This window comes from Mycobacterium sp. 134 (assembly GCF_048282715.1).
GTDB classification, from domain to species: domain Bacteria; phylum Actinomycetota; class Actinomycetes; order Mycobacteriales; family Mycobacteriaceae; genus Mycobacterium; species Mycobacterium septicum.
This window is the reverse complement of sequence record NZ_JBLVUN010000008.1, coordinates 1,014,113-1,037,576: the sequence shown is the minus strand read 5'-3', so window position 1 is coordinate 1,037,576 and position 23,464 is coordinate 1,014,113. Positions and strand designations below refer to the sequence as shown.

Annotated in this window: 27 protein-coding genes and 1 pseudogene; 8 read left to right on the top strand and 20 right to left on the bottom strand. The window is 67.2% G+C overall.

Annotated elements, in window-relative coordinates; genetic code table 11:
- Positions 1-24 precede the first annotated feature (24 nt).
- The gene (locus tag ACNQVK_RS09670; protein ID WP_418029342.1) at positions 25-1,131 is read right to left on the bottom strand and encodes an alkene reductase; all 1,107 of its coding nucleotides are present in this window, start codon (positions 1,129-1,131) and stop codon (positions 25-27) included.
- Positions 1,132-1,286: 155 nt separating this feature from the next.
- Between ACNQVK_RS09670 and ACNQVK_RS09665 the strand changes: the two genes are divergently transcribed.
- The gene (locus ACNQVK_RS09665; RefSeq protein WP_418029341.1) at positions 1,287-2,453 is read left to right on the top strand and encodes a pyridoxal phosphate-dependent aminotransferase; all 1,167 of its coding nucleotides are present in this window, start codon (positions 1,287-1,289) and stop codon (positions 2,451-2,453) included.
- On the opposite strand, the gene ACNQVK_RS09660 is transcribed toward ACNQVK_RS09665, so the two are convergent.
- From ACNQVK_RS09660 to ACNQVK_RS09645, 4 genes and pseudogenes are all read right to left on the bottom strand, one after another.
- Positions 2,450-2,734, bottom strand: coding sequence for a WhiB family transcriptional regulator (locus ACNQVK_RS09660; protein WP_418029340.1), 285 nt, complete (start codon positions 2,732-2,734; stop codon positions 2,450-2,452). The genes ACNQVK_RS09665 and ACNQVK_RS09660 overlap by 4 nt on opposite strands.
- 259 nt (positions 2,735-2,993) lie before the next feature.
- Positions 2,994-3,674, bottom strand: coding sequence for a FadR/GntR family transcriptional regulator (locus ACNQVK_RS09655; RefSeq protein WP_418029339.1), 681 nt, complete (start codon positions 3,672-3,674; stop codon positions 2,994-2,996).
- Between the two features lie 10 nt (positions 3,675-3,684).
- On the bottom strand, positions 3,685-4,563 hold the full coding sequence (locus tag ACNQVK_RS09650; RefSeq protein WP_418029338.1) for a sulfite exporter TauE/SafE family protein: 879 nt from the start codon (positions 4,561-4,563) through the stop codon (positions 3,685-3,687).
- A 156-nt stretch (positions 4,564-4,719) separates the two neighbouring features.
- Positions 4,720-4,861: pseudogene (locus tag ACNQVK_RS09645) on the bottom strand (GntR family transcriptional regulator); the annotation flags it as partial.
- A gap of 214 nt (positions 4,862-5,075) precedes the next feature.
- Between ACNQVK_RS09645 and ACNQVK_RS09640 the strand changes: the two are divergent.
- Positions 5,076-5,447: a hypothetical protein gene (locus tag ACNQVK_RS09640; protein ID WP_418029337.1), complete on the top strand. Its 372-nt coding sequence runs from the start codon at positions 5,076-5,078 to the stop codon at positions 5,445-5,447.
- The gene (locus ACNQVK_RS09635) at positions 5,444-7,012 is read left to right on the top strand and encodes a sensor domain-containing protein (protein WP_418029336.1); all 1,569 of its coding nucleotides are present in this window, start codon (positions 5,444-5,446) and stop codon (positions 7,010-7,012) included. Before ACNQVK_RS09640 ends, ACNQVK_RS09635 begins: the two co-directional genes overlap by 4 nt.
- Here the strand turns inward: ACNQVK_RS09635 and ACNQVK_RS09630 are convergent.
- The 5 genes from ACNQVK_RS09630 to ACNQVK_RS09610 form a co-directional block, all read right to left on the bottom strand.
- Entirely contained in the window at positions 7,009-7,926 is a 918-nt protein-coding gene (locus tag ACNQVK_RS09630; RefSeq protein WP_418029335.1) for an LLM class F420-dependent oxidoreductase, read from the bottom strand. The two genes, ACNQVK_RS09635 and ACNQVK_RS09630, sit on opposite strands and share 4 nt — an antisense overlap.
- Before the next feature lie 67 nt (positions 7,927-7,993).
- Complete coding sequence (locus ACNQVK_RS09625; protein WP_418029334.1) at positions 7,994-8,437, bottom strand: SRPBCC family protein; 444 nt, start codon at positions 8,435-8,437, stop codon at positions 7,994-7,996.
- Between the two features lie 63 nt (positions 8,438-8,500).
- A complete protein-coding gene (locus ACNQVK_RS09620) occupies positions 8,501-9,379 on the bottom strand; it encodes a universal stress protein (protein ID WP_044520395.1) in 879 nt (292 codons plus the stop codon).
- Positions 9,372-10,277, bottom strand: a complete 906-nt coding sequence (locus ACNQVK_RS09615) for a universal stress protein (RefSeq protein ID WP_418029333.1) — start codon at positions 10,275-10,277, stop codon at positions 9,372-9,374. Before ACNQVK_RS09615 ends, ACNQVK_RS09620 begins: the two co-directional genes overlap by 8 nt.
- A 59-nt stretch (positions 10,278-10,336) precedes the next feature.
- The gene (locus ACNQVK_RS09610) at positions 10,337-11,419 is read right to left on the bottom strand and encodes a CaiB/BaiF CoA transferase family protein (RefSeq protein WP_418029332.1); all 1,083 of its coding nucleotides are present in this window, start codon (positions 11,417-11,419) and stop codon (positions 10,337-10,339) included.
- Positions 11,420-11,436: 17 nt separating this feature from the next.
- Between ACNQVK_RS09610 and ACNQVK_RS09605 the strand changes: the two genes are divergently transcribed.
- Complete coding sequence (locus ACNQVK_RS09605) at positions 11,437-13,104, top strand: alpha-keto acid decarboxylase family protein (protein ID WP_418029331.1); 1,668 nt, start codon at positions 11,437-11,439, stop codon at positions 13,102-13,104.
- On the opposite strand, the gene ACNQVK_RS09600 is transcribed toward ACNQVK_RS09605, so the two are convergent.
- Entirely contained in the window at positions 13,101-13,739 is a 639-nt protein-coding gene (locus ACNQVK_RS09600; protein ID WP_418029330.1) for a TetR/AcrR family transcriptional regulator, read from the bottom strand. The genes ACNQVK_RS09605 and ACNQVK_RS09600 overlap by 4 nt on opposite strands.
- A 183-nt stretch (positions 13,740-13,922) precedes the next feature.
- Between ACNQVK_RS09600 and ACNQVK_RS09595 the strand changes: the two genes are divergently transcribed.
- Together ACNQVK_RS09595 and ACNQVK_RS09590 are read left to right on the top strand one after the other, a co-directional pair.
- Positions 13,923-15,164 carry an FAD-dependent monooxygenase gene (locus ACNQVK_RS09595; protein ID WP_418029329.1) on the top strand — a complete coding sequence of 414 codons (1,242 nt, stop codon included), beginning with the start codon at positions 13,923-13,925 and terminating at the stop codon, positions 15,162-15,164.
- A 77-nt stretch (positions 15,165-15,241) separates the two neighbouring features.
- Positions 15,242-15,721: an Hcp family type VI secretion system effector gene (locus ACNQVK_RS09590; RefSeq protein WP_418029328.1), complete on the top strand. Its 480-nt coding sequence runs from the start codon at positions 15,242-15,244 to the stop codon at positions 15,719-15,721.
- Between the two features lie 27 nt (positions 15,722-15,748).
- Here ACNQVK_RS09590 and ACNQVK_RS09585 read toward each other — a convergent pair whose 3' ends face one another.
- Positions 15,749-16,189, bottom strand: coding sequence for an SRPBCC family protein (locus ACNQVK_RS09585; protein WP_418029327.1), 441 nt, complete (start codon positions 16,187-16,189; stop codon positions 15,749-15,751).
- A gap of 33 nt (positions 16,190-16,222) precedes the next feature.
- On the opposite strand from ACNQVK_RS09585, the gene ACNQVK_RS09580 reads away from it, so the two are divergent.
- Entirely contained in the window at positions 16,223-16,570 is a 348-nt protein-coding gene (locus ACNQVK_RS09580; RefSeq protein ID WP_418029326.1) for a UBP-type zinc finger domain-containing protein, read from the top strand.
- Here ACNQVK_RS09580 and ACNQVK_RS09575 read toward each other — a convergent pair.
- Together ACNQVK_RS09575 and ACNQVK_RS09570 are read right to left on the bottom strand one after the other, a co-directional pair.
- The gene (locus ACNQVK_RS09575; RefSeq protein ID WP_418029325.1) at positions 16,567-18,123 is read right to left on the bottom strand and encodes a phytoene desaturase family protein; all 1,557 of its coding nucleotides are present in this window, start codon (positions 18,121-18,123) and stop codon (positions 16,567-16,569) included. The two genes, ACNQVK_RS09580 and ACNQVK_RS09575, sit on opposite strands and share 4 nt — an antisense overlap.
- 73 nt (positions 18,124-18,196) lie before the next feature.
- Positions 18,197-18,802, bottom strand: a complete 606-nt coding sequence (locus ACNQVK_RS09570; RefSeq protein WP_418029324.1) for a TetR/AcrR family transcriptional regulator — start codon at positions 18,800-18,802, stop codon at positions 18,197-18,199.
- Positions 18,803-18,892: 90 nt separating this feature from the next.
- On the opposite strand from ACNQVK_RS09570, the gene ACNQVK_RS09565 reads away from it, so the two are divergent.
- Entirely contained in the window at positions 18,893-19,369 is a 477-nt protein-coding gene (locus ACNQVK_RS09565) for a DUF2834 domain-containing protein (protein WP_418029323.1), read from the top strand.
- Between the two features lie 15 nt (positions 19,370-19,384).
- On the opposite strand, the gene ACNQVK_RS09560 is transcribed toward ACNQVK_RS09565, so the two are convergent.
- From ACNQVK_RS09560 to ACNQVK_RS09535, 6 genes are all read right to left on the bottom strand, one after another.
- Positions 19,385-20,239: an SDR family NAD(P)-dependent oxidoreductase gene (locus tag ACNQVK_RS09560; protein WP_418029322.1), complete on the bottom strand. Its 855-nt coding sequence runs from the start codon at positions 20,237-20,239 to the stop codon at positions 19,385-19,387.
- The gene (locus tag ACNQVK_RS09555; protein ID WP_418029321.1) at positions 20,236-21,156 is read right to left on the bottom strand and encodes an alpha/beta fold hydrolase; all 921 of its coding nucleotides are present in this window, start codon (positions 21,154-21,156) and stop codon (positions 20,236-20,238) included. The genes ACNQVK_RS09560 and ACNQVK_RS09555 overlap by 4 nt, the downstream gene beginning before the upstream one ends.
- A gap of 84 nt (positions 21,157-21,240) precedes the next feature.
- Entirely contained in the window at positions 21,241-21,840 is a 600-nt protein-coding gene (locus ACNQVK_RS09550) for a TetR/AcrR family transcriptional regulator (protein ID WP_418029320.1), read from the bottom strand.
- Between the two features lie 24 nt (positions 21,841-21,864).
- A complete protein-coding gene (locus ACNQVK_RS09545) occupies positions 21,865-22,107 on the bottom strand; it encodes a hypothetical protein (protein WP_170856285.1) in 243 nt (80 codons plus the stop codon).
- Positions 22,108-22,129: 22 nt separating this feature from the next.
- Positions 22,130-22,699 (bottom strand): YdcF family protein, encoded by a 570-nt coding sequence (locus tag ACNQVK_RS09540; RefSeq protein ID WP_418029318.1) that lies wholly within the window; start codon positions 22,697-22,699, stop codon positions 22,130-22,132.
- Between the two features lie 53 nt (positions 22,700-22,752).
- Positions 22,753-23,454, bottom strand: a complete 702-nt coding sequence (locus ACNQVK_RS09535; protein ID WP_418029317.1) for a hypothetical protein — start codon at positions 23,452-23,454, stop codon at positions 22,753-22,755.
- Positions 23,455-23,464: the final 10 nt, after the last annotated feature.

Here is a 23,464-nt window from a genome sequence, read left to right as displayed (position 1 = left end):
GTGCGGTGCGGTTCATCGCAGCCGTCACGCGGAGCGGGGCTCCTCGACGGCCAGCAGCGTCGGGTAGTCGGTGTAGCCCACCGGCCCCGGTGCGTAGAACGTCGCCATGTCGGGTTCGTTGAGCTCCGCACCCAGGATCAGCCGGTCGATCAGGTCAGGGTTGGCAAGGAATGCCCGCCCGACCGCGGCCGCGCTGATCGCGCCCCACTCGGCGTAGCCCTCCAATTGGGAGAAGTCGGTGCCGCTGGCGCGGCCGGTGTTGAGGACGAACGTCCCCGACCACAGCGCGCGGATGACGCCGAACGTGTGCTCGGCCGGGTCGATGAGCAGGTGCAGGTAGGCCAGCCCGAGGGGCGCGATGCGCTCCAACAATGCCTCGTAGGTGCCGACCGCGTCGTTCTCGTGCATGCCGCCGGCGGCGTTCCCGGGTGAGATACGCAGCCCGACCCGGCCCGCGCCGATCTCGGCGACGACGGCCTCGACCACCTCGGCGGTCAGCCTGGCCCGGTTCTCCGGCGAACCGCCGTAGGCATCGGTGCGCTGGTTGACCACATCGGAGGCGAACTGGTGCAGCAGGTAGCCGTTGGCACCGTGGATCTCCACGCCGTCCATGCCCGCGTCGATCGCGCGGCGCGCGGCGGCCCGGAACTGCTCGACGATCACCGGGATCTCGGCGGTGTCGAGCGCACGCGGTGTCTCCAGCGCCTTCTTGCCTGCGGGCGTGTGTGTGACCACATCGGCCGCGATCGCCGAGGGAGCGACGGCCTCGAACCCGCTGATGTCGGGGTGGGCCATCCGGCCGACGTGCCAGAGCTGAACGAACATCTTGCCGCCTGCGGCATGCACCGAGTCGGCGATCTCGGCCCAGCCGTGCTGATGGCGGTCGGTGTAGATGCCCGGGGTGTTCATGTAGGCCCCGTTGGCGGTCTCGGCGACGGCCGTGGCCTCGCTGATGATCAGGCCCGCACCCGCACGCTGGGTGTAGTACTGCGCGGCCAACGGCGACGGGGTGCCGTCGGCGTCGGCGCGCGAACGCGTCAGCGGCGCCATGAACAGACGGTTGGTAGCGACGGTGTCGCCGACCTGGATCGGCTGCAGCAACGCGGCGTCGGCGTTCAGTTTGTAGGTCACGCCGCTTTAGAGCGTCGAGGGTGCGGCAATCATTCCCGACGTCATGATCGCCGAGCCTGCGTCCAGACCACCGAGCCTGCGCCCAGACCGCGAATTCGCCGAGTTTCACGATCTCACCGCAGTCTCGGTGGATAACCACATCTACTCTCGACGGCATGACCGTGCAGAGACTCCAGCCGTACGCGGTGACGATCTTCGCGGAGATGTCTGCACTGGCCAGCCGCCTGGGCGCGGTCAACCTGGGTCAGGGTTTCCCGGACGAGGACGGCCCGGCCGAGATGCTCAAGGTCGCCCAGAACGCCATCTCCGAAGGCCACAACCAGTACCCGCCCGGTCTCGGCATCCCCGAGTTGCGCGGCGCGATCGCCGCGCAGCGCAAGCGCTACTACGGCATCGATTACGACCCCGACACCGAGGTACTGGTGACCGTCGGCGCGACCGAGGCCATCGCCGCGTCAGTCCTCGGCCTGGTCGAGCCGGGCTCGGAGATATTGGTGATCGAGCCGTTCTACGACTCGTACTCCCCCGTGATCGCCATGGCCGGGTGCGTACGGACCGCCGTGCCGCTGGTCGCCGACGGCGCCGGGTTCGCGATCGACACCGAAGCTTTGCGCCGGGCCGTGACGCCGAAGACCCGCGCACTGATCCTCAACTCCCCGCACAATCCGACCGGCGCCGTGGCCTCCGATGCCGAGTTACGCGCGGTCGCGGCGCTGGCCATCGAGCACGACCTGCTGGTGATCACCGACGAGGTGTACGAGCAGTTGGTGTTCGGGGTCGAGCACCTGCCGCTGGCCCGCTACCCCGGCATGGCGGAGCGCACGGTGACCATTTCGAGCGCGGCCAAGATGTTCAACGTCACGGGCTGGAAGATCGGCTGGGCCTGCGGGCCTGCGGATCTGATCGCCGGGGTCCGCGCAGCCAAGCAGTACCTCACCTACGTGGGCGGTAGCCCGTTCCAGCCCGCGGTGGCCCACGCACTCAACAACGAGGACGGCTGGGTGGCCGACCTGCGCCAGTCATTCGAGGCCAAACGCGATCGGCTTGGCAGCGCCCTGGCCGACATCGGGTTCGAGGTGCACGACAGCCGCGGGACATACTTCCTGTGCGCCGACCCACGGCCCCTTGGGTATTCGGACAGCACGCAATTCTGCGCCGAGTTGCCGCACAGGGCCGGGGTGGCAGCGATCCCGATGTCGGCATTCTGCGATCCCGAGGCACCGCATGCGGACTTGTGGAATCACTTGGTGCGCTTCGCTTTCTGTAAGCGTGACGACACCATGGAAGAGGCGATCCGCCGGCTGGGCGTGTTGCGGGCCTAGCGTTTGTCGCTCAGCTTGACGGCGCGCTCTCTGGCCGTCATCGCACCCCAGATGCCGTAGGGCTCGGGAGCGGAGAGGGCGTGCGCGCGGCAGCGGGCCAGCACCGGGCAGGCCTGGCAGATCGCCTTGGCCGCGTCCTCCCGCCTGCGCAACGGGCGGCCCCGAACCTCTTCCGGGAAGAACACCTCTGCCGGATGGTCCCGGCAGAGTCCGCGCAGCTGCCAGCTCCACTCGTCGAAGGCGGGTGGCGGCAGGTTGCGCGGGGAACGGTAGAAAGGCATCGCCGGGCGGGTGGCGGCGCTATCGGATATCGGATGTCGCGCAACGATTTCCAGCGGCGGCTGGCTGTCAAAAAGCGTGCGGGACAAGGCGTTCACCCCTTTGAACGAAGTGGCGTGTAGCCTGCCATGCTGCCAGCCCAGCCGGAGGCCGCACGTTGTCATCTTGTAAGGAATCGACCGCAGATCGCGACACTTTGCTGCCCCATTCCGGCACGCCACGAGCGATCGAATGGTATGGACCGCGGGCCGAAGATGTCGCCTAGTCCGGTTCGGCAGCCTCCAGCTGTGCGACCAGCGCGAGAAGGTGGGTGCGGGTCAGCTGTTCGGCTCGGTCGGCATTGCGCGCCAAGATCGCATCGACGATGGCGCTGTGCTCCTCGGCGTCCGCGTCCCCAACACAGACGATGGTCAGCAGATCGCTCATCGCGGCGACCAGCCGGGGCTGGATGCTGTCGAAAAGCGCGGTGAGAAGGTCGTTGCGGGCCGCGACGACAATCAGCCGGTGGACCGCGATGTCCGCAGCAGCCAGGGCTGCGGGCGAAGCATCCAGCATGCCGGCGCGGGTCTTGAGGGCGCTCCGGATCGCGGAGGCATCGCGACGCGAATGACGCGTCGCAGCCAACGCAGCCGCACGACATTCGATCGCGACCCTCACCTGCATCACCTCGGCGACCTCACTGACCTGGGCCAGCCGGTCCCACGGTTCAACCGGTGTCACCGATGCGAGAAAAGCTCCGACGCCGTGCCGGGTGGTCAACACCCCCTTCGTGACCAGCTGCCCGATCGCCTCACGCATCGTGGACCGGCCCACGTTGAGTTCGGCCGCCAAGGCGATCTCACCCGGCAGTTGCTGTCCGACCTCCCAGCGGCCACGGCGCACATCCTCGAGTAACGCCTCGGCTGCCTGCTGAGACAGCGGGACACGAGCGAGTGCGTCCATCACCTACACCTCAATCCAGCACATGCGGGTCGATCGATTCGTCGCGTTTCCCGGCGGCGGTCTCACCGCTTGATCCTCGCATCCGGTACAGCTCGCGCAGCGCGACGGCCAACGCGAACCCGGCGAAGAAGGCACTCAACGCGTGGCCGCTCAACGACAATGCCGCCAATGCACCGAGGACCGCACCCGGCAGTGCGCCGCAGTTGAGCAGAACGCCGAGGCCCAGGTCAGCTGTGCCCTGTCTGGCATGAACGATGGTCCCGACAACCGCGTTCGGAAAGAACATCATCAGCGAGGTTCCCACCGCCGTCGGCAGATCCGTGCCGAACAACAACATCAGAACCGGAACCGCCAAGAGTCCGCCACCCAGCCCCATGCCGGCCGCCCACGCCCCGATGAGCAATCCCAGCACGATCGCGACAGGGATGGTGAATGCCAGGTCGGCGATCAATGCCTCGGACAGGATCGCCGAGCCCTCGAGCGGATCCCTGCCGATGACGTCCAAGAACAGCTTCAAACTCGTCGCCAACAGGATTCCGACAAATAGCCAGCGCAGAAGCTTCTGCGGCACAACGAGAATCAACTTGGCCCCGAAGAATGCCCCCAGCGTCGCCCCGATCACCAAGCCGGCACCGGCCCTCAGGTCGACGGAGCCGCCGACCAGGGCGAAGGTGACAGCACCCACGCCGGTGACGGCGATGTTGGCCGCACCGGCGGTGCCGTGAAGCGAAGGCCGGGACAGCGGAGTGAACTTCTCCAGGGCCGGAACGTAGAAGACGCCGCTCCCACCGCCGAAAAGCCCGCCGATGACCCCGCCGACGAATCCAATCGCCGCGGCGACCACCGGGTTCTCCCGATAGCGCTGTTGCGGCGCTGTTGACGCACCCACCATCAAACCTCATTCCATCCGCATGCCGTCCGCTGTACCCGCAGAAGGTTAGCAGATGTCAGACATGTACTTGTCTGACAATATGGGTTGGTGACGGTGCGTTCCAGGCCGGTCGCTGCTCGGTCATCAGTCGCGGTGGTGTTCGGATTGATTCAGGTCGGTGTCGGATGTGTTGGCCACTGCGGCCGCCAACGACCGACTCCAAAGTCTCACGCACGATGTACATTTCGCGGAGTTCCTGGGCGGTCAGCAGCGCCACCCGGTAGCCCGAGTTTCGGCGGTGAGCCACCAGGCCCTCGGCAGTCACAAGCTGTTCGAGGAGGGCTGATCGCCGCAGAGCCCGCATACGGCCACATGCCAGGGAGTGCGGCCGCCCCTCGCTCCACGGAGCGGCAGCCGGGGCCTCAGGTTCGGTAGGAATCGGCCTGATTGACCCCGATTCGAGTAGTCCCATACTCGCGCGCAACTTCAACAAATTTGCCACCATCGTAAAGACACTGGTGGGAGGCGTAATGAACGTCGGATCGACAACGCTTGGGCGCGCTGCCGGACTCACGGCGATCGCCGCTTCGGCGGTGCTGGCGGTGGCCTGCGGCGGACAACAGGATCACACCGACGAGACGCCCAAGGCGCCCACAAGTGTGAGTGTGCCGCTGCCGTCATCAACTCAGGGCGTGCCGACTTCGACCACCTGGAACGACCCGACCACCACCGGCTACGGCACTGGTGGGTACACCCGCACGACAACGACGACAACGACAACGCTTCCGGTTCCGACCGAAACCACGACCCTGACCACCACGACGCTGCCGTCCACCACCACAACCACCCCGACAATCACGAATCCGGTCCCTGCTCCGTCCTCGCAGGTGCCTCCCACGTGAGCGACGAAGCGAAGTCGCTCACCCAGTCCGCGGAGCGGTGGCTGAGCCTGGCGGCCCTGGTTGTGGCCCCGACTTCACTGATCACCGGCCTGTGTTACTTCTTCGGCCTGCTCTCCATCCGGAACCGGTTGAAGTACTTCGCCGTCGATCCGTCCATGCTCGGATACACCTCGGCCGACTACGCCGTCACCACCATCGGATTGTTCTTCTTCGCGGCCCTGCGCGTGCTGATCGTGCTCGCGGTGGTGGCAGTGCTGGCTGTGGCGGCTCGGCATTGGGCCGCGACCGGGCGGCGAATCACGTTGCTACGCAACATCGCTTGGTTGGTGGCTGGTGCGGGCACGGTGGCTCTGGCCGCAGCTGCCATCTGGTTGGTATCCGGTTACAGCCTGATCGACAAGGTCATCGAAGGCGCCCCACCCATGTACATGGCGGGCACCATCGTGGCCGGCATCGCGCTACTGACCGCCGGCTACTGGGTCCTGGCCATCACCGGTGGAATCGGCGGCCTGGGCCGGTTACCCAAGCTGGCTGAACGGGCGCTGCTCGTCCTGGCCACTACGGGGATGGTGGTGGCCCTGTTCTGGATCACCGACATGTACGCCGTCGAGCAGGGCAAGGCCAACGGCGCCTTCACTGCCAGCAGGCTCTGGGCCGCCGACGGCGATTACACCGCAGTGCAACTCGACACCACCGAGGCACTGAACATTCCGGGCAACCTGGTCAAGACGACAACGCTTCCGGGCCAAGGGCCGTCCGCACCGCCGGTCTATCGCTATCAATGCCTGCGCGTCATCGAAGCACACGGCGGCCGCTACGTGCTGGTTCCTGCCAAGTGGTCCAGGGAGCGCGGCTATGCCATCACGGTGGCGCCGGACGCGACGCATCGCATCACCGGAGTGGTGAACTCGACCCCTATCGGACGCGGCCCCAACACCGACCCGTACTGGCAGTGTCCCGAGGTGGTGCGAGTCTTCCAGCAGTCCGACCTCGAACCCATCCTGATCGCCCCGGAGGCCGCGCAGACGATGGTAGGCACCATCGACCTCCGCACGACGGGACCCGACACCAACACCGATGCCGCACCGGCCGCCGGCGATTCCGCGCCGCCGAAAGGTTGTGGCCCCGAGAGTGATCCATCGGCCACCCCATCGGCACTGCCGCCATATCCGGCTGCCACACCGGCAACACGGGAACGCGAGTTCACCGGTGACAGCCCTTCCGGCCGGGTGTGGATGCGCCAACGCGCCATGACCTTCTCCAGTCCGGGCGAGGCCGAAGATTTCATGGCCGCCGTCCAGGATCACTGGGGCTACTGCGCGGGCAAGACAGCCGCCGTGAACAGGCACGACCAGGCGCAGGCACGCACCCTCGGTACGCCGGGACTACAGGAAGGTGTTCTGATGGTGCCTGATTCAGGCCCGTCGAGCCCGATCCCAGACTGCGCCCAAGCCCTCGCCGCCAAATCCAACATCGTCGTCGCAGTCGATGTGTGTGGCGTAAAGGAACCATCGCGTGCGGTTGCCGTCGCCTACGCCGTGCGGGACCGCATTCCCACCGACTAGGGCAGTGTGGCGGCCACCGCCCACAGCGCGGCCAGATCCTGCGGCTCGGTTCTGATCGGGCTGAGCGCCACATCGGTTGCCCCGGCGTCGAGATAGCGCTGCAACTGCTCGCGAACTTGTGCCGCCGACCCGACGGCCGCCAGCTCAGCGACACTGGAAACCTGTTCGCGGGCAATGACTTTCTGATACGACGGAATGGTCTCGTAGAACGCCAGTTGCTGCGCGGCGGCGCTGCGGGCGGCATCCGCGTCGTCAGAGACAAGGGCAGGCACCATCGCCACCACCCGGGGTTGGGGCCGGCCCACCGAAGTGGCCGCCGCGGTGATCGTCGGGACGATGAACTCCCCCACCGTGCGGGGTCCGGCGAGATACGGCAGTGTGCCATCGGCCAATTCGCCGGTCACCCGAAGGGCTTTCGGCCCCATCGCGGCGACGTACACCGGGACCGGGGTACCGCCGGGCACATGCACCGGCCACTCGGGGTTTGCGGTGAACGCAGTGCCGTGGAAGTCGACGGTGCGTTCATCGAAGATCGCCCGCAGCACCTGCAGGTGTTCACGCAGGCGGCCCACCGGATCGGGCCAGACGGTGCCGAAGGCCTGGTGCTCGGGTGCGTGCGAACCCAGACCGAGCCCCAGCGTGAAGTTGCCGTGCGCGGCGGCCTGCGCCGTCTGCGCGGCGGACGCCACCAGCAGCGGGTGACGGGGATTGACCGGCACCACCGAAGTGCCCACGCCGAGACCGGGCACCGCGGCCCCGATCAGCGCGGCCAACGTGATGGCGTCGACGTCGAACTGCTGTGCCAGCCAGATCTGACCGACTCCGGCCGCGTACGCGGTGCGGGCCTGTGAGATCGCGGCGTCGACGACGTTGGGGGCGGACGGGTTCAGGGTGAGGACGACTCCGGTCGGCATACCGGCACCAACCGGCGCAGCAGTCCGCGCTATTCCGTTCCACTCACGCTGCGCGATACCCGCGCCTCTAGACCTGTCGTGAGTTATTCATGACGCGCTGCCGCAACCGCTCGATGGCGACGTCGAGGACGATTTTCCTGGCGCGTTTGATCAGGAACTCCGGAATCGGCATCGCGAGGTCGACGATGATGTCGAACCGGACCCTCGTCTTGTCCACCTCGGGCGTCAGGTTGTATTCGATGTGCTGCCCGCGTTGCTGCAGGTTGGGTTCGGCGTCCCACACCATCCAGTAGTCGCCCCAGTGATACTCGAGTACCTCTTTGTCCGTGATACCCAGCAAGCGCATCGTTGCCTTGACGTGGTGGGGCCTGCCGTCTGGATAGCGATCGATGACCTCTACGTTGCGGTGCACCGCGGACCAGGTCGGCAGCGCGTCGACATCGGCGAGCACCTCCATGATCGCCTCCGGCGAGGCGTCGAAGACCACCTCGCGTGATGCCTGAACGGCCACGTCTCCGAATCTAGCGAAGCGTGCCGCCCATGGCTGTGGTTCTGCGATGCGAAACCAGGACGGTTAGCTGGGTTGCCGGGCGACGATCACCGGCGCTGCGGCGGAATGGACCACCGCGGAACTGACCGATCCGAGCAGCAAGCCGGTGAATCCACCGCGTCCGCGATTGCCGACAACCACCAGCTGTGCGGTTTCGGCCTGAGCCAGCAATTGCCGGGCCGGCTTGTCGGGCATGACCACGCGCCGCACCGCCACATCGGGATAGCGCTCGCACCACCCGGCCAACTGCTCGGCGAGCGCACGCTCGGCCTCAGAGCTCAGGTCTTCCCACTTCACGTCGGGGAACTCGAAGTTCAGATCGGTCCAGGTGTGCACCACCACGAGCTCCACGCCGCGGCGTGACGCCTCGTCGAAGGCGATTTCGGTGGCGTATTCGGAGGCACGCGATCCGTCGACACCGACCACCACGGGTCCGTCCGCGGGATGGTCGTTGTCGGGGATCACCGCAACCGGTCCGTGGGCATGAGCCGCGAGGCTCGAGCTGACCGAGCCGAGCAACCGGCGTCCCCATTTGCTCAGGCCACGGGAACCCACGACCACCAGATCGGCATTCCTCGAGTAGTCGATCAGCGTGGCCACCGCGTGGCCGGGCACCGCTTTCGCGATGATCCGGGGTTCCTGGTGGCCGGCGATGGTCTCGACCGCAACGCGGCGCGCATCATCGAGGACCTCCTGGCCGCGCTGATCCTGATAATCCCAATAGTCCTGGGGCAATGCGACATCCAACCAGACCGGTGACGCAGCACCGGGGAGCGCGTGTACCAGAGTGAGCCCGACGCCCCGCAACACAGCGGCGCGAGCCGCCCAGGCCACCGCGGCGTCCGACGAGGGCGACCCGTCGACCCCGACGACGATGCCGTGGCGGACGTCATGTTCACTCATCCGAATCTCCTTGCGGCGCAGCACGGCAGATCATCACCGGCACGGGGCTGTGGTGCAGCAGGTTCAGGCTGGTCGACCCGAGGAACACACCGGCCAGGGCGTTGCGGCCCCGGGAACCGACCACCACGAGTCCCGAGTCGTCGACATGCTTGAGCAGCGCCTTGCCGGGCGACTCCGGCTCGACGAAACACTTGGCGTCGACACCCGGATGGCGCTTGTTGTGGACGTCGACGGACTCGGTGAGATCGGCCAGCTCGGCAGACTCGATGCCATCCCAGTCGATCAGCAGCGGGATGGTGACGCCGGTCTCGGCCGGTGCAGCCAACGACAACGAGCGCACGGCGTTGACCGCCAGCCCGAACCGATCGGCGAACTCGAATGCGGTCTCCAGCGCGGCCTGCGCGGCAGGGCTGTCGTCGACCCCGACGACGACGGGGCCGTCACCCGGAGCCACCTTCTCACCACGGAAGGCCACCACCGGGCACGCCGCCCGGGTCGCCACGGACAGCGCCGTCGACCCGAGCAGCAGCGCCGCGGCGGGGGTCACCTTCTTACCGCCGAGGACGACGAGACTCGCGTCGGCGCTGGTGTCGATCAGCACCTGGTCGGCGGGTTCGTTGAACGAGACCGTGGACACCGACAGGTCGGGATGATCGCCACGCACGGCTTCATCGGCGGCCTTGAGGAACGCCTCGGCCATGTCGCGCTGATAGGACATCATCGCCGCGGTGAACGCGGCCGCGGTCTGCGTCAGATTCCGGCCGACGGACGGTAGTGCGTGCACGATCCGCAGCGGTACGCCGAACCGCGCGGCGACCGCACCTGCCCACCGGGCCGCATCAAGCGCGCCATCACTGCCGTCGATTCCAACCACTACGGGAGCGTTCGAGGAAGTCACTCCCTCATCGTGGCCGCTGAGCGTCACTATGGCCAGGGACCAAAGACTCTAAGTGCCGATCAGGTCCAGCCGATGTCGGCGATGTCGGTGCTCGACTGCGGCGGCCGGCCCGGTGTTCCCGGCGCGGTCCGGGAGAACCGCGGAGCCGGGGCGGCCTGCGCGACACCGTCGACGGTGATCAGCGTCGACCGGTCCAGCAGGTGCTCACTGTCGGCCGCCTCACCCCAGGTGAGCACCGGTGTCACGCAGGCGTCGGTGCCCGCAAAGATCGCGGTCCACTCATCGCGGGTCTTGGTGGCGAAGCGCTCGGTGAAGATGGCGCGCATCTCGTCGTAACGGGCCAGCTCGAACTGCCCGGGGATCTCGCCTGGGTCCAAGCCGAGACCCGCCACCAACTGCGCGAAGAACTGCGGCTCGATCGAGCCGACCGCCATGTAGCCGCCGTCGGAGGTCTCGTAGGTCCGGTAGTACGGGGCACCGCCGTCGAGCAGGAAGGATTCGCGTTCGTCGCGCAACGATCCGGTGGCCCGCATGGTCCACATCATCTGCGACAGCATGCTGACCCCGTCTACCATCGCGGCATCGATGACCTGGCCCTTGCCGGAACGCTCCCGCTCGTACAGCGCGGTGACGATGCCGATGACGACGAGCATCGAGCCGCCGCCGAAATCGGCGACGAGGTTCAGCGGCGCCACCGGCGGGCGGTCGCGGTAACCGATCGCCGAGAGGGCGCCCGTCTGCGACAAGTAGTTGATGTCGTGGCCGGCCGTGGTGGCCAGCGGCCCGTCCTGGCCCCAGCCGGTGATCCGGGCGAAGACCAGCCGCGGGTTGACGGCCTCGCACTCCGCCGGGCCGATGCCGAGGCGCTCACAGGTGCCGGGCCGGAAACAGTCCAACAGCACGTCGGCTTTGGCGACCAGATCCAGCAGCTTGCCCGGTTCGTTCTTCACGTCGAGATCGACGATGCGCTTGCCACGGTGCAGCAGGTCGACGTTCTCGGCGGGCATGGTCAGGCCACCCGGTCGGCGCACCCGCACCACGTCGGCGCCCAGGTCCGACAGCATCATCGCGGCGTGTGGCCCGGGGCCGATGCCGCCGAGTTCGATAACTCGCACTCCGGCGAGCGGTCCGGTGTTGGTCATGCGAGGCACACTAGGGGATGGGCGAAAACCTCTACACCGTCGGTGACTATCTGCTGGACCGCCTCGCGGAACTCGGGGTGACCGAGGTCTTCGGCGTCCCCGGCGATTATCAGCTGGAATTCCTCGACCACGTCCTGGCCCACCCGCAGATGAACTGGATCGGCGGCGCCAACGAGCTCAACGCCGGCTACGCGGCCGACGGCTACGGTCGGCTGCGCGGGATGGCTGCCCTGGTCACGACATTCGGGGTCGGCGAATTGTCGGCTGCCAACGCGGTCGCGGGCAGTTACGCCGAACACGTCCCGGTGGTCCACATCGTCGGTGCACCGTCGAAGGATTCCCAGGGAGCGCGGCGCATCGTGCACCACACCCTCGGCGACGGCGACTTCGAGCACTTCCTGCGGATGAGCCGCGAGATCACCTGTGCACAGGCCAATCTCGCGCCCGCGACGGCGACCCGCGAGATCGACCGGGTGCTCTCAGAGGTCCGTGAGCAGAAGCGGCCCGGCTACCTGCTGATCGCCACGGATGTGGCCCGGTTCCCCACCGAACCTCCCGCCGCGCCGCTGCCCCGCTACACCGGCGGCACGAGTCCGCGCGCCCTGTCCATGTTCACCGCGGCAGCCGCCGAACTCATCGGCGACCACCGGCTGACCGTGCTCGCCGACTTCCTGGTGCACCGGCTGGACTGCGTCGACGAACTCAGCGGACTGCTGGCGGCGGACACCGTCGGCCACGCGACGCTGATGTGGGGCAAGAGCCTGGTCGACGAGAGCTCACCGAACTATCTGGGCATCTACGCCGGTGCGGCCAGCGAAGATTCGGTGCGCGAGGCGATCGAGGACGCGCCCGTGCTGGTGACCGCGGGAGTGTTGTTCACCGACATGGTCAGCGGGTTCTTCAGCCAACGCATCGACCCGGCGCGCACCATCGACATCGGCGTCAACCAGAGTGTGGTGTCCGGACAGGTGTTCGCCCCACTGGACATGTCGGCCGCGCTCGACGCCATCACCGCGATCCTCACCGAGCGCGGCATCACCTCACCGGCGCTGCCTGCGGCCCCGACCCGTACGCACGCCGACCCGCCGGCCCGGGAGGCCGCCCTGACTCAGGAATCCCTGTGGGACAGGCTTTCTGAAGCGTTGACACCGGGCAACGTGGTGCTCGCCGATCAGGGCACGTCGTTCTACGGGATGGCCGGGCACCGGTTGGCCTCCGGGGTGACGTTCATCGGCCAACCCCTGTGGGGCTCGATCGGCTACACCCTTCCGGCCGCGCTCGGCGCCGGGCTGGCCGACCGGGATCGCCGCACGGTGCTGCTCATCGGTGACGGCGCCGCCCAGCTGACCATCCAGGAGTTGGGCGCCTTCGGCCGCGAGGGCCTGGCACCCGTCGTGGTGGTGGTCAACAACGACGGATACACCGTCGAACGCGCAATCCACGGCGTCACAGCCGAATACAACGACATCACCGGATGGCGCTGGACAGAACTACCCGCGGCGCTGGGCGTCCCCGACGCGCTCACCTTCCGGGTCAGCACCTACGGCGAACTCGACGATGCGCTGAGGACCGCGGCAGCCACGCCCGACCGCATGGTGTTCGTCGAGGTGATGCTGGGCCGGATGGACATCCCGCCCCTGCTGACCGAGTTGGCACAGTCCGCCTCGGACGCCAATGCGAGCTAGTCCCGGCGGTCCGGAGTGCTGAGGTAACTGATTGCCATGGCCGCGATTTCGTCGGCCCACTCAGTCCAGGACAGCCCATCCGGCCACCACTGGACGACCGCTGTGCGGTGAGCGCCTGCACCGATGACCGTCCGCAGTGCGGTTGTCAGCGCCGTTGACCGGGCGGCGCGGGCAATCTGGTCTGTGTAGGGCGCGGCCGCGTCGAGGAACAGTCGTTGCAGAGCGGTCACGGCGGAAAGGCCCCGCTGCTGAGCCTCCGGCGTGCGCTGAGTACCCATCAGCGCCGAGGCCACCCGTCCACTACGCGCGAGACTGTCAGCCAGCGCATGGGTGAAGGCTGTGACCACCCCGGCCAGACTGGGCTCAGCGGCACTCAACGCGGCACCGACGCTGTCTTCGAGGCGCTTGAGCAAGCCGTCGACCACAGCATCGATCAGCTGCTCCTTGCTCGTGAACCGGCGGTACACCCCTCCGACGGACACCCCGGCACGTTCGGCCACGGCCGCGATGGTGAAGCTGTCGAACCCGTCACTCACCAGCACCTCCTCGGCGGCGGTCAGCAACCGCTGCAGCGCGGCGCGGCTGCGCGCTTGGCGCGGAGGGCGGATCTCCGCACCGGCGGTAGGGGTGGTCACACCCCAGACGGTACTGCCCTTTGCACCTGTCCGGGGTGACCCCACCGGAAACCGCGAATGTCTGTTCGCATGTAGATACCGCCGAGATGTGTCGATGACCACAGGTCCGATCAGGTATTGCCCCGGTAGTTCCGACGTTTCTATAATCGGAATCGTAATTCGCATTTCGGTATGGAGGATGACATGAACGCCCCGGCAACGGGCCGCAAGGCCCTCATCGTGGGACTGGGCATCAGCGGTATGGCCACCGCGGTGCGGCTGCACCAGATCGGCTGGACGCCGGTGATCGTGGAGCGCGCCCCCGCGCGGCGCACCGGCGGCTACTTCGTGGGCGTCTTCGGCTCCGGGCGGGCCGCCGCACGGCGGTTGGGCATCGCCGAGCACCTGCACGACCGCCGCCCCACCGGCGTCGCCTACGACTACGACCGCAAGGGCAACCGCCGCGTCGGGATGAGTTTCAACGACCTCCCGGGCGAGGCCTGGGCCGCACTGCGCGGCGACATCGAGGATGCCGCGTTCAAGGCGCTGCCCGACGGCGTGGAGATCAGATACGCCACCGTGCCCACCGAGATCGACCAATACGACGGCGGAGTGACGGTCACCCTGCGGAACAGTGACGGAGCGATCACCACCGAGAACTTCGACCTCGTCATCGGCGCGGACGGCCTGCGTTCCACCGTTCGCACCCTGGCCTTCGGCCCGCACTCGAACTACCTCCGCAGACTCGACCACATCATCGCCACCTTCGAATTACCCTCGAAAGTCAGCGATCTGGCGACTGAGGACGGCGCCTGGCTGATGGAGTCGGGACGCTCGCTGGTCGTCTACCCGTTCCGGGATCACACACCGACGGCGCTGTTCTCGTACCACACCGACGACGTCGACGCCGAGTTCACCGAACCGCCCGCGGTCCGGCTGCGCAAGGCCTTCGGCCCACAACCGTTGGGCCGGCTGCTCACTGAGGTGATCGACGCCTTCGAGGACGCCGACGAGTACCTGTTCGACTCGGTCGAGCAGGTACACATGGACAGCTGGCACAACCGCCGCGTGGTTCTCGTCGGCGACGCCGCCTGGTGCGAGACCCTGTATTCGGGCATGGGGGTGTCGTCGTCGCTGGCCGGCCCGGACCTGCTGGGCACCATGCTCGACCGGCACCCCGACGACCTCGACCTCGCCTTGGCCGAGTGGGAAACCGCCTTGCGGCCGTACATCTCGGCCTACCAGGGATTCGGCGTCAAACAGCGCTTCTTCTTCGTGCCGAACAACCCGGTCGAACTGGCCTTCCGACAGGTGATGGCCCGGGTACGCCAAATACCCATCCTGAAGCCGATATTCACCCTGCTCGTCCAGAGCAGCAAGGCAGCAGGCCTCAAGGACCGGGACATCGCCGGGGTCGCGGCCGGCCCTTCTCCCGGAATCGAGTAGCCCGCTACGCTATCCGCGGCGCTCCCACCCGGATGGAATGGCAGTCGTAATCGCTGACCTCACAGGGGAGACGTCCGATGGCCACAGAAATCTTCGCGAAAATCGGTGACATCAAGGGTGAATCGGTCGATGCCAGGCATCCGGACGAGATCGACGTGGTGTCGTTCTCGTGGGGCGTCGCCAACACCGGATCCGCGGCACCGGGCGGCGGCGGGGGTGCGGGCAAGGCGACGTTTCAGGATCTGCTGATCGTCCACACCATCGACAGCGCCACACCAGCGCTGCTGTTGACCTGCGCCACCGGGCGGCATCTCGCGCAGGCGACGATCAGCCACCGCAAGGCCGGCGAGAATCAGCAGGACCATCTGACGATCAAGCTCAGCGACGTGACGATCACGGCCGTCACCCAGAACGGCGCGGAGGTCGCGCCGTACACCGAAACGGTGAGCCTGCGGTTCGGAAAGGTCGACCTGTTCTATCGGCGCAGGCGTCCTGACGGTTCCCTCGACGAGGGCCGGCATTTCATCTTCGACGTGCGCACCAACCAGCCCGGCTGACATCGACGGCGAACACGCCGGGTGCGCTCAGCCCTTCTTGACCTTGAGCACCTGCTTGCGCAGACCTTCGGTGGCGGTCTCCACGCCGCCCTTCATGGTCCGCTTCAGAATGAAGCCCGGCATCGGCACCGACAGGTCGATCGTGATGTCGAACCGGACCTTGGTCTTGTCGCCGTCGGGAGTCAAGGTGTAGCTGGCGTCCTGCGCCTTGAGCTGGCCGGCGCGCACCAGCGTCCAGCTGACCTTGTTCTCGCTCCAGGTGTATTCGATCACCTGCTCGTCGGTCAGGCCCGCGGCCTTGACCGTCATCTTGACCTGCTTTGGCCGGCCGTCATCGTAGGTCTCGAGGATCTCGGCGCGCTGGTACTGCGGGGACCAGCTGGGCGTCGCCTCGACATCGGCGACAACGTCGAGAATCTCCTGCGGGGTTGCCTCGATGACTACTTCACGGGAATCGCTGGTTGCCATGCGGTGAGATTACTCGGGGCTACGCTCACGAATATGAGCAATGCCGTCGATCCCTCTGCTCGACCCAGCGGACCTGGATGTGCGGAGTGCACCGCCGCCGGAGGCTGGTGGGTGCATCTGCGGCGCTGCGCGGCGTGCGGCCACATCGGGTGCTGTGATGATTCGCTGGCCCGTCACGCATCGGCGCACTGGCGCGAGAGCGGGCATCCGATCATCCGCTCGTTCGAGCCGGGCGAGGACTGGTTCTGGAACTTCGAGACCAACGAGTACTACGCCGGGCCCGAGCTGGCGCCCCCGCAGCACCATCCCGAAGATCAGCCGATACCCGGACCGAAGGGCCGCGTGCCCAAGGATTGGGCCGACCAGCTGCGCAACCGCTAGTCGCCCAGCACCGCCTTGGCGGCGTTGTAGCCCGGGATGAACGTGATACCCGGACCGCCGTGACAACCGGCGCTGCCCAGATAGAGCCCGTCAATGGGAATCGGTTGACCGACATACCCTTTGGGGCCGGGACGATTGGGACCCATCTGCTCGGGATGGATCAGGCCGTGGCAGTAGTCACCGCCCGGCGCGCCGAACATGGTTCCCATGTGGCGCGGGGTGAATGTGGTGTGGCGGATGATCCTGCGCTCGAAATCCGGGGCCAGCCTGGCGATCTTCTCGATGACACGCCGGCCCATCTCTGCCTTCAGCTCGCCGTACCCGGTTGCCGACTCCTCGACCGGGAACCACAGCGCGAACGCCGAGGCAGCGTGCTTGCCCGCCGGGGCCAGCGTGGAATCGTGGGCCGACGGGATCTGGAAGGCGATCGCAGGATCGGCGGGCACAATCCCGTGGCGGGCATCCTGCCATTGCTGCTGGAGCTCTTCCGGAGTACTGAAAAGACCGATGGCCGCCTGCATTTCAGGATCATTGAGCATCTCGTAGGGAGCTTCGAAGGTGGGGGCCCCGTCGAGGGCGAAATGCATCTGCAGGTAGCTGCCGCGGTGGTCGATGCGGCTGAACCGCTCGCGCGCCTCGGCCGGCAGCGCCTCGGGATCGATCAGCTTGGTGACCGTGGTGTCCGGGGCGATCGCCGACACCACGACGGGCGCGGTGATGGTCGTGCCGTCCTCCAGTCGCACTCCGGTGATCCGGCCACCGTCGACCGATATGCGATCGACACCGCTGCGCAGCCGCAGCTCACCACCGGCGTCGGTGAGCATGGTGTGCAGGTGTTCGGTCAGGGCGCCGATCCCGCCTACCAGCTTCTTCATCAGCATGGCGTTCTCGTCGGGCACCGCCAGTCCATAGGCGAGGGCCGCAGCGCTACCGGGCGTCTCGGGCCCGCGGTAGGTGGTGTTGACCGCGAGGAAGGCCAGCATGCCGCGCAAGGCACCGTGCTTGTCCCGGTCCGGCAGGTACCGGTCCAAGACATCGCTGACCGATCCGAACAGCAGGTCATCGATCGCTGCGCGCTCGGATTCCGTTGTGGCGCAGGCATACATCTCGTCGAGTGTGCGGGGCGGGCGCCCCGCGTCGAATCGGCCCAGCGCCCGGGTGGGCGCCAGGCTCCAGGCCATCAAACCGGCCATCCCGGCCACCGCGTCGGCGCCGTGGACCTCACTGAGGTGGCCGAGCATCTTCATCGGGTCGGCGTAGTAGACGACCGGCGGGTCACCGATTCCGCGCAGTGACACCGACATGACCTCCAGGTCCACCGTCGGCAAGGTGTCCAGCCCGAGTTCGGTGCTGACCACCGCCGAGGTGGGGAACTGCAGCGACCCGGCGATCTCGAACCGGTAGCCGTCGAACAGTTCGACCGTGGAGGCCATGCCCCCGGCATACCGCTTGGCTTCCAGGCACAGGGTGCGCATTCCCGCCCGCGCCAACAGGGCCGCTGCGGCCAGCCCGTTGTGCCCGGCCCCGATCACGATTGCGTCGTAGTCCGCCATCGATCGAGGCTGACATCGCACCCGATGTTTTGTCAATAATGACAAAACATCGGAGGCCGGTCGGCGCAGGTCGTCAATCCAGACCGGTTCGCAGCGCTTCCAGCCCGGTCCGGCACATCCTCGCCAGTTCGGGCAGTGAACGCTCCCCGGCCTCGTCGCCGACCATCCACAACTCCATCGCACCGAACACCGCGGCCGCGACAGCTCGGGCCGTCACCACGATCCGCAGCCGGTCGTCCCCCTGCGGCACCCGACCCCGGCGTACCACCAGCAGCTCGGCCACCGCGTCGGCGAAGTCGGATTCCACCTGGCGGATGTGCCGCACGATCCGGTCGGGGTCGAGTTCGACCGCGCGCATGCTGGCGATCTTGGTCACCGCGTCGACGTCGTACGGGAACGCCAGGACCGCGGACTGCACCGAGTCGAGGATCGATTCGCTGGCCGGACGCTCGGCCAGCGCGGCCCGGAACCAGTGCAGACCCGCGTCGTAATCGGCGAACAACAGATCATGTTTGGACGTGAAGTGCCGGTAGAACGTCCGCAGGGACACACCGGCGTCCGCCGCGATCTGCTCGGCCGAGGTGTCCTCGACGCCCTGGGCGAGGAACCGGACCAGGGCGGCCTGGCGCAGCGCCTCGCGCGTGCGCTCACTGCGCGCGGTCTGCGCGGGCCTGGCCATGACAGTGAAATTACCGCACGGACGATCGATCCTCGGGACGCGCGGAATGTCAATATTGACAAAACTTGAGAACGCGAGTGTGCTCACGCCATGGTGTCGATCATCGTTCATGCGGTTCTGGGCGTGGCCGTCGTCGCGCTCGTCATCCGACTCAACCCACACGTCTTCTCACGCCCACCCGGGCCGGCACTGTCGGCCGTCGAGCTGGCGTACTACCTCGTCGGGCTCGCCTCGATCCCGATCTGCTGGTACTTCAACATGCAGTTCGTCGCGCAGTACGCCCAACCGGACGGCAACCCGATCTGGGGCCCGGGAAGTTGGCAGGAGTTCATCGCGCTCGGGTACACCAACCCCGCGGCCGGCTCGGCCAGCGCCGACTACACGATCGCCAATGTCATTCTGCTGCCGCTGTTCACGATCATCGACGGACTGCGCCGCGGCATCCGCCACCCCTGGTTGTTCTTCGTGGCGAGCCTGTTCACCAGCTTCGCGTTCGCATTCGCCTTCTACTTCGCCACCATCGAACGGCAGCGCCGCCACCAGCAGGCCGAGGTCGCGGTCAGCTGAAGCGGCGGGTTGCGGTTACCGCGCCGCCTGAGCCTCGGCGCGGCCACGCAACCGGGATTGGGCCCACCCCAGCACGTCGTAGTAGCGGGTGGGCGCGATGCGGGCCAGCATGTCGAACGCGTACGCGTCCGGGCCGATCAGAATCCGGGCCTTACCCGCCTCGACCCCGCGGTGGATGATCTCGGCTGCCTTGTCGGGTTGGGTCATGGTGATCGCGGCGAACTCCTCGGCCATCTGGTCGTGGGTACGGCCGCGACCTTCGGGATCCTTGCGGAACCGGGCATTGCGCACGATGTTGGTGTTGATGCCGCCGGGGTGGACATTGACCGCCGTCACCCCGGTTCCGCGCAACTCTTGGCGCAGCGAGTCGGTGAACCCGCGCACCGCGAACTTGGCTGAACAGTAGGCACTTTGGTTCGGCATGCCGACCAATCCGAACACACTGGAGGTGTTCACGATGACACCTTCGTCCTGCTCCACCAGGGTCGGCAGGAATGCCCGGGTGCCGTTGACCACACCGTGAAAGTTGATGTCCCACAACCAATTGTCATCCTCAGGTACGGCATCGAGCACGCTGGAGGACACCGCGACACCGGCATTGTTGAAGACTGCGCCGATCGGCTGCGGAGTCCAGGCCCGGACCTCACCGGCGAAAGCGCGCTGGTCTTCGGCATCGCGTACGTCCAGCACTCGGGTCAGTACCGGCCCGGACAGGCCTGCCGCGGTTTCCTTCAAGCCGGTCTCGTCGACATCGGCGATGGCCACTGGGCAGGAATGCGACGACAACCGCTGCGCCAGAGCACGACCGATGCCCGACCCCGCACCGGTGATGACCACGGTGCGGCCGCTGATGGTACGGCGCCTACTCATTGCTGCTCCTTCAGTTCGGTGTCGATGACACGGGTCGAGGCCATGTGCCGGGTGATCAGGTCCAGCAGTACGTCCCATGCTCCGGCGGGCAGATCGTGCCCCATGCCGGCGATGGTCTCCAGCCGGGCGCCGGGGATCGCGCGCGCGGTGGCGGCACCGCCGCTGGGGTTGACCATGCGGTCGCGGTCACCGTGGATCACCAGGGTCGGCACGTCGATCTGACCCAGTTCGACGGTGCGGTCCCCCGAGGCGAAGATCCCTGCCAGCTGTCGCGCCACCCCGGTCGGCCTGGGATCGCGATCCCAGGCGACCCCGGATTTCTCCCGGACCCAGGCCTCGTCGAACGGGTGTCCGTGAGAGCCGATATGACGGAACATCTTCACGTCGGCGTCCATCGCCTCGGCACGCGACCTCGGTGGCTTCGCGGTGGCCATCCGCCACCACGTCGACGGGGCCGGCCTGCCGATCCGCGGCGCACCCGTGTTGGACATGATCGAGGTCAGCGTCGCGACGCGGCCAGGATGGTGGGCGGTGACAGTCTGGGCGATCATGCCGCCCATCGACACCCCGACCAGGTGCGCCCGGTCATAGCCGAGCGCGTCCAGCAGCCCCACGGTGTCACGCGCCATGTCCCCGAGGTGGTACTGGTCGGCGTGGCTGCCGCCCCGCAGGATCGCGAGCGGGCCCGGCGGCGGGAACGGCATGTGGGTGGACCGCCCCACATCGCGGTTGTCGAACCGGGTGACTCGGTAGCCACGGTCGGCCAGGCCGGTGACGAGCCCGTCCGGCCAGGAGTGCAGCTGCTGCCCGAGACCGGCGATCAGCACGACCGGCGGATCGCCGGGATCACCGAACTGCTCGTAGCACAACCGGATTCCACGGCCGACGTCCACCACATTCTGTTTGGCCTGTGCCATATCAACCCCCAAACTGGTACCCAGCGGTACCGATTACGGTACTGTGCGGTACCAGCCAGGGCAAGTAGGAGGGCCCGGCAGGTGTCAGATCCGAGGCTCCAGTAGTGCGGTGCAGGCCAGCACCGCGTCCTCGGTGACCTCCCCCACCTGATCGCCGCTCTCCACGGTGATCGCGATGAGTTCGCGCAACCCGCCGAGCAGCATGATGCTGCGACGCCGCGAGATCGACACCCCGGCCGAGCGGAACACTTCGCTTTGTGTCAGGGCCTGCACCATCGCGATGAAGTTCTCCATCGACTCACGCTGAAGCGCCCGCGCCGCGGTACCCAGCGTCGGGAGATCGCGAATCCAGGCCAGCATCAACTCGGGGTGGGCCTCATAGGAGGCGATCCACGCCTCGACCGCTTGACGGACCTGATCCCGCCAGGGAACACTCCGGTCGACGCCGCGGGCAATCTCACGTACATGTTTGGTATTCACACTGGTCAGCAGCGCGACAAAGCAATCCTCGCGGCTCGCGAAGTGTTCGTAGAAGGTGCGGCGGGACGTCTTGGCCCGCCGCACGATGTCGGCGACCGTGGTGTTCTGATAGCCGTCTTCGACGATCGATTTGTTCATGGCGTCGAGCAGACGCGAACGGAACGCGCTCTTGTCGGCCTCAACCGACGTCGTGGGACTGTTCATCTCGGGCTGTCATCGTAATGCCGATCAGCGGCGCACGGTTGGGCTGTGCCCGACCACCGATCGAGCGCCCGGACTGGCCGCCGGGGGACGGTTCTGCCGGAAGCTCAAGCAGACGCCGAGGTTGCCGCCCACGCACGGCACCCCGTTGACCGTGGGAACCGGACCGCCGGACCGATTCCCGGTCGGGTCGAGGGCTGCCGGCTCGGCGTTCACCGACGGTGCGAACACCACCGCCAATGCGCAGAGACCAATCACCATCCGGCGCATACCGGCAGCGTAACGCCGGCGGTCAGCCGATCGGCGTCAATGGGCTGAGCACATCACGCACGAATTGGGCGATGTTCACCGACGGATTGCCGTCGGGGAAGCTCACCGTGGCCAGCACGGTGCCACCGGCATCGGCGAAGTTCTGGTCGGCGCGGCCCTGATGAGTCGAGGACGTCACCACGATGATGCCCGTGGCACCCGCCTTCTTCGCCAGCGGAACCGAGAACTGCGCGTTCTGCACGGTGCTGTTGGCCCGGTCCTCCACGATGATGCGGCTGGCCGGAAGGCCAAGCATGACAAGCAGATTGCGCATCTGGGCGGCCTCGGTCTGACCGTTCTGCGGGTTGCCGCCGGTGACGATGACGGGAGCTTGTGGAAACGCCTGTGCGATCGCCAGGCCGGTGAGGGTGCGGTGATACAGGATTGCGCGCATCGAGCCGTCGGGCTTCAGCCCGTAGCCGAGGATGACGATGGCCGGTTTGGTGAAATCCTTGCCCGCCACCGGTGGGACGGCGTGTGCGGTCACCGGGCCGACGGTCAGGACCAGTGCGCATCCGAGCGCAATGACGAGAATCCTCAGCCAATTGCGCATTTCACCCCTAACGACTGCGACGCTTGTGAAGGTCGTGGCCAATGGGGTCGATGTTACCGATCTGGCGGATGTGGCGTCGGCGCCGAACTCACGTAGACCGTCTCCGGCCTGGTCACCGCCGCCACCTTGCCACCCGGCACCAGCACGGTCGTCCGCGACCGACGGCGGCGCACCGCCTCGGCAGTGGGCGCTTGCTCGGGGTCCCGCCCGGACAGGTGGTGCAACAGCCGCAACGTAGACCACAGCCCAGCCCCCGTGATCCCCTGCGCGGAGTCGGCCGACACCAGCGCACGAGCCACCGCGCTGTCGGTGAACAGCCCGTCGAACGCCCGCCCCGCGGCTGCGGCCAGCATCGGACCGTGGCCGAACGGCATCGTCGCCGGGATGTTGTCTTCGGCCCGAACCAGCACCGCGCCCGCATCGGGCTCAGGGGTGTGCACCCTGGCCAGACACACCAGTGACACGGTGTGACCACGCTCGTCGCGGCCCGGATCGGAAACGACGGTGATCGGGAAAGGCTCAGTGCCGCTGAGCACCTGGGCATGCGCCCGCTCGGCGGCGATCCACGTAGCCGTCTGCGCGACCGTCTGTCCCCGGGCCGGATCCATCACCGCGCCGGGCAGCGACAGCTGCCCGGCGTGAGGGTCACGTTCACGGCGGTAGAGCACCAGAGCCGGCTCGTCCGGGTCGTCGGTGATCGCCACGAGGTCCACCGACAGCCACATGCGCTGATCGTCTGCGGGTTCGGCGGGCACGATCCAACTC

What these genes read in the sequence shown, in the direction of transcription:
- ACNQVK_RS09575 (WP_418029325.1), bottom strand. Translation starts at nt 18,123, where the DNA reads ATGGCGGACTACGACGCAATCGTGATCGGGGCCGGGCACAACGGGCTG.
- ACNQVK_RS09630 (WP_418029335.1), bottom strand. Translation starts at nt 7,926, where the DNA reads ATGCCGACCGGAGTCGTCCTCACCCTGAACCCGTCCGCCCCCAACGTC.
- ACNQVK_RS09660 (WP_418029340.1), bottom strand. Translation starts at nt 2,734, where the DNA reads ATGCCTTTCTACCGTTCCCCGCGCAACCTGCCGCCACCCGCCTTCGAC.
- ACNQVK_RS09565 (WP_418029323.1), top strand. Translation starts at nt 18,893, where the DNA reads ATGGTGTCGATCATCGTTCATGCGGTTCTGGGCGTGGCCGTCGTCGCG.
- ACNQVK_RS09585 (WP_418029327.1), bottom strand. Translation starts at nt 16,189, where the DNA reads ATGGCAACCAGCGATTCCCGTGAAGTAGTCATCGAGGCAACCCCGCAG.
- ACNQVK_RS09610 (WP_418029332.1), bottom strand. Translation starts at nt 11,419, where the DNA reads ATGACCAACACCGGACCGCTCGCCGGAGTGCGAGTTATCGAACTCGGC.
- ACNQVK_RS09550 (WP_418029320.1), bottom strand. Translation starts at nt 21,840, where the DNA reads ATGAACAGTCCCACGACGTCGGTTGAGGCCGACAAGAGCGCGTTCCGT.
- ACNQVK_RS09590 (WP_418029328.1), top strand. Translation starts at nt 15,242, where the DNA reads ATGGCCACAGAAATCTTCGCGAAAATCGGTGACATCAAGGGTGAATCG.
- ACNQVK_RS09595 (WP_418029329.1), top strand. Translation starts at nt 13,923, where the DNA reads ATGAACGCCCCGGCAACGGGCCGCAAGGCCCTCATCGTGGGACTGGGC.
- ACNQVK_RS09545 (WP_170856285.1), bottom strand. Translation starts at nt 22,107, where the DNA reads ATGCGCCGGATGGTGATTGGTCTCTGCGCATTGGCGGTGGTGTTCGCA.
- ACNQVK_RS09580 (WP_418029326.1), top strand. Translation starts at nt 16,223, where the DNA reads ATGAGCAATGCCGTCGATCCCTCTGCTCGACCCAGCGGACCTGGATGT.
- ACNQVK_RS09620 (WP_044520395.1), bottom strand. Translation starts at nt 9,379, where the DNA reads ATGAGTGAACATGACGTCCGCCACGGCATCGTCGTCGGGGTCGACGGG.
- ACNQVK_RS09540 (WP_418029318.1), bottom strand. Translation starts at nt 22,699, where the DNA reads ATGCGCAATTGGCTGAGGATTCTCGTCATTGCGCTCGGATGCGCACTG.
- ACNQVK_RS09605 (WP_418029331.1), top strand. Translation starts at nt 11,437, where the DNA reads ATGGGCGAAAACCTCTACACCGTCGGTGACTATCTGCTGGACCGCCTC.
- ACNQVK_RS09560 (WP_418029322.1), bottom strand. Translation starts at nt 20,239, where the DNA reads ATGAGTAGGCGCCGTACCATCAGCGGCCGCACCGTGGTCATCACCGGT.
- ACNQVK_RS09640 (WP_418029337.1), top strand. Translation starts at nt 5,076, where the DNA reads ATGAACGTCGGATCGACAACGCTTGGGCGCGCTGCCGGACTCACGGCG.
- ACNQVK_RS09555 (WP_418029321.1), bottom strand. Translation starts at nt 21,156, where the DNA reads ATGGCACAGGCCAAACAGAATGTGGTGGACGTCGGCCGTGGAATCCGG.
- ACNQVK_RS09655 (WP_418029339.1), bottom strand. Translation starts at nt 3,674, where the DNA reads ATGGACGCACTCGCTCGTGTCCCGCTGTCTCAGCAGGCAGCCGAGGCG.
- ACNQVK_RS09665 (WP_418029341.1), top strand. Translation starts at nt 1,287, where the DNA reads ATGACCGTGCAGAGACTCCAGCCGTACGCGGTGACGATCTTCGCGGAG.
- ACNQVK_RS09570 (WP_418029324.1), bottom strand. Translation starts at nt 18,802, where the DNA reads ATGGCCAGGCCCGCGCAGACCGCGCGCAGTGAGCGCACGCGCGAGGCG.